Origin of the sequence: Deinococcus pimensis DSM 21231 (assembly GCF_000519345.1) — a bacterium.
In the GTDB taxonomy this organism is placed as follows: Bacteria; Deinococcota; Deinococci; order Deinococcales; family Deinococcaceae; genus Deinococcus_A; species Deinococcus_A pimensis.
This window is the reverse complement of the sequence record NZ_KI912633.1, coordinates 411275-413192: the sequence shown is the minus strand read 5'-3', so window position 1 is coordinate 413192 and position 1918 is coordinate 411275. Positions and strand designations below refer to the sequence as shown.

The following is a 1918-nucleotide window of genomic DNA, read 5'->3' as shown; positions in this document are numbered from 1 at the left end:
AGGACGCGCGCGAGGACGCGCAGGGCGGTCGCGAGGCGCGGGCCGGGGCGGGAGAGCGCGTCGTCCTCCTCCGGGGTGAGGCGGTACACCTGCCGGGCCTTCACGGCGTCGATGGTGTTCCAGCCGGGCCGCGCGAGCAGGTCGTCGACGCGCGCGCCGACGATGACGCTGGGGTTCTTCTGAATGACGAGCTCCGGACTGATTTTCGGGAAGTCGCCGATGCCCGCGGGGATGACGTTCTGCCCGCCCGCCTTCGTGAGGAGCGTTCCGATGAAGGAGTTCGGCCCGACCGTGTAGGGGCTGGGGTCCACCTCGTAGTACACGCTGACCTTCGGCGCGCCCCGCACGAGGGCCTGCACGTCGTTCAGGTCGCGGCGCATCGTGGTGATGAGGTTCGTCGCGGCGGCCTCACGGTTCACGAGCTTCCCGAGCACGCCGATCTTCTCGAAGACCTCGTTGTACGTCTGGGCGCTGCCGCCGTACACGGTGAGGCCCGCCGCCGCGAGCTTCTGGGTGAGCTTGCTGCTCGCGGACTCGTCGGCGAGGACGAGGTCGGGCTTCAGGGCCACGATCGCCTCGACGCTGGGGCTGAAGGCCGAACCCACCTTGGGCAGCCCGTCCGTGAGCGCCCTGGGGTAGTTGCTGAAGCGGTCCACGGCGACGAGGCGGTCGCCCGCGCCGAGCGCGGCGAGCGTCTCGGTGTGGCTGGGCAGCATGGAGACGATGCGGCGCGGTTCCTTCTGGAGCGTGACGGTGCGGCCGAGGTCGTCGGTGACGGTGAGGGGGTACCTCGTGGCGAGGGCGGCGCCGCCCGTGAGGGCGAGCAGGACGGTGACGGTGTGCTTGAGCATGTTCTTCTCCTCGTGGATGGAACGACGAAAAACCCGTCCCTCCCGGGACGGACGGCATCCTCGAGGAGCCCCTCGGCTCCCGGTTCGGCCCTCTTTCGTCGAGAGGTGCCACGCGTGCGCGTGGCGTCCCTGGCGGGCATTCGGGCTCGAGGACGGACCTCACACCGCTGCGCGACAGCGCCGGATTCTCACCGGACTTCCCCACTTTCAGCTCGCGCTACACGCGTCGAGCACCAGGACGAGTGATGCTACCAGATTCGAGGCGCGACCCACGACAGTGGGCGAGCCGTTGAGATTCGAGGCGCGACCCACGACAGTGGGCGAGCCGTTGGTTTGGGGAAGGCGCGTTCACCCTTCCCGTGTCCTCGCCCCAGCTTCGTCGGGAAGGCTGGGGTGCGAGGCGCGACCCGGCAACGCCGGGCGAGCCGTTGGAGACGAGGCGCGACCCGGCAACGCCGGGCGAGCCGTTGGAGACGAGGCGCGACCCGGCGACGCCGGGCGAGCCGTTGGGCTGGAGAAAGGAGCGGGCATGCCGTATCGACTGACGATCGAGGTGCGGAGCGCGAACGCGGTGGAGCAGTTCCAGCGGGAGTTCGACGATCTGCTGGACGCGAAGCGCTACGCGCACAACCACGTGCGCGGCGACATTCACTGGACGGTCCGGGAGGACCATCTGGACGGACTGGCGCCGGAGTACGCCCTGAGGATCGAGGGGACGGGCGAGCAGGCGGGCAAACCCCTGAATCTGGACGTGGAGGATTCGACCGGGACGAGCGACTCGCTCTTCCCCGGCAACGAGCCCGCGCGGGGCGACTGAGGGGGATTCGGGGTGGGGCAGGCGCCGGGCGCGTCCGCCCCGCCTTTCTGGTAGCGTGACGTCACCGGAATCAACGCGGAGGTGCGTCATGCACGAGCACGAGACGATCTTCACCATCGAGGCGACGCCCGTGAAGTTCGGCGCGGGAGCGGCGCGGGAGGCGGGCTGGGAGCTCGCGCGGCTGGGGGTGCGGCGGGCGTTCGTCGTGACGGATCCGCGCGTGCGGGCGCTGGGCCTGACCGACCGGGTG

2 protein-coding genes and 1 riboswitch are annotated in these 1918 nt (G+C 70.3%); of the genes, one reads left to right on the top strand and one right to left on the bottom strand.

What is annotated here, in order from left to right; translation table 11 throughout:
* On the bottom strand, window positions 1-851 hold an 851-nt coding region (locus DEIPI_RS0106895; RefSeq protein ID WP_027481292.1), incomplete at its 3' end, for an ABC transporter substrate-binding protein.
* A gap of 114 nt (window positions 852-965) precedes the next feature.
* Window positions 966-1104: riboswitch (cobalamin riboswitch) on the bottom strand.
* A gap of 276 nt (window positions 1105-1380) precedes the next feature.
* On the opposite strand from DEIPI_RS0106895, the gene DEIPI_RS0106890 reads away from it, so the two are divergent.
* A complete protein-coding gene (locus DEIPI_RS0106890; protein WP_027481291.1) occupies window positions 1381-1668 on the top strand; it encodes a hypothetical protein in 288 nt (95 codons plus the stop codon).
* The last annotated feature ends 250 nt before the right edge of the window (window positions 1669-1918 follow it).

Bases quoted from the DNA above. Each gene is read 5' to 3' on its own strand.
- DEIPI_RS0106890 (WP_027481291.1), top strand. From the start codon at position 1,381: ATGCCGTATCGACTGACGATCGAGGTGCGGAGCGCGAACGCGGTGGAG.